General features: G+C 70.4%; 1 protein-coding gene and 1 pseudogene. One reads left to right on the forward strand and one right to left on the reverse strand.

What is annotated here, in order from left to right; translation table 11 throughout:
• A pseudogene (locus tag G4D87_RS38180) lies at positions 1-353 on the reverse strand (hypothetical protein); the annotation flags it as partial.
• A 112-nt stretch (positions 354-465) separates the two neighbouring features.
• Here G4D87_RS38180 and G4D87_RS38185 point away from each other — a divergent pair.
• Positions 466-946 (forward strand): DnaJ domain-containing protein (locus tag G4D87_RS38185; protein WP_163787638.1); only part of this gene is annotated, 481 nt, incomplete at its 3' end.

Raw genomic sequence — 946 nt, forward strand, 5'->3', positions numbered from 1 at the left:
GCCTCCACCCGCGCCTGGACCTCCGCGGGCTCGGCCGGGAAGGCCTGCAGCCGGTCGGCGTTCAGGACCTGGACCCGTTGGTGGATGATGAACTCCAGGGCCCCCCGGAGCGTGTCCTCGTCGAGCGGCAGCTCCAGGGCCTGCACGCCTCCTCGCTGGAAGAGCGCGACCCGGGCCTCGAAGCGCAGCTCGCTCAAGGTGAGCACCTGGCCCTCGATGATGGCCACCACCCGGTCCGCGACCCGAGCCTCCACGGCGGACGGCGGGGCCGCCGCGTTCCCCACGGCCGACGCCAGCGAGAGCCAGCCCGCAAGCCACAGGGTATCCGCGCCGAGCCAGCGAGGCGGTGACATGGGCTCCCTCATCCTCCGGCGACTTTATACATCTCGCACGGTCCGGACAGTCCTTGCTGGCGCGTGCCTACCGGCTGGTTACGTTGAATCGGGTACACCACGGCGGGAACAAATGGCGGACGACTACTACCAGACCCTCGGCGTCGACCGGTCGGCTTCAGCGGAGGACGTCAAGAAGGCGTACCGCAAGCTGGCACGCAAGTACCACCCGGACGTCAACCCGGGCAACAAGGCCGCCGAGGAGAAGTTCAAGCAAGTCAGCGCGGCGTTCGAGGTGCTGTCGGACGCTCGGAAGCGCAAGCTCTACGACGAGTTCGGCCCGGACGCGGAGAAGATTGGCTTCGACGAGAAGAAGGCGGAGGCCTATCGGGCCTACAAAGCCTCGGCCGGGAGCGCCGGCGCCGGGGGCATCCCCTATGGCGCCGAGGGCTTCGACCTGGGTGACCTCTTCGGCGACCTGTTCGGAGGCCGCGGCGGTGGCGCGGCGGGCGGGGCCCCGGGGGGCTTCGACATCGGCGAGATGTTCGGGCGTCGCGGCCGCGGCGCCGGGCCCGAGCGTGGAGACGACCTGACGGTCCGCGTCCAGCTCACCC

This window comes from Myxococcus vastator (genome assembly GCF_010894475.1).
Classification (GTDB): Bacteria; Myxococcota; Myxococcia; order Myxococcales; family Myxococcaceae; genus Myxococcus; species Myxococcus vastator.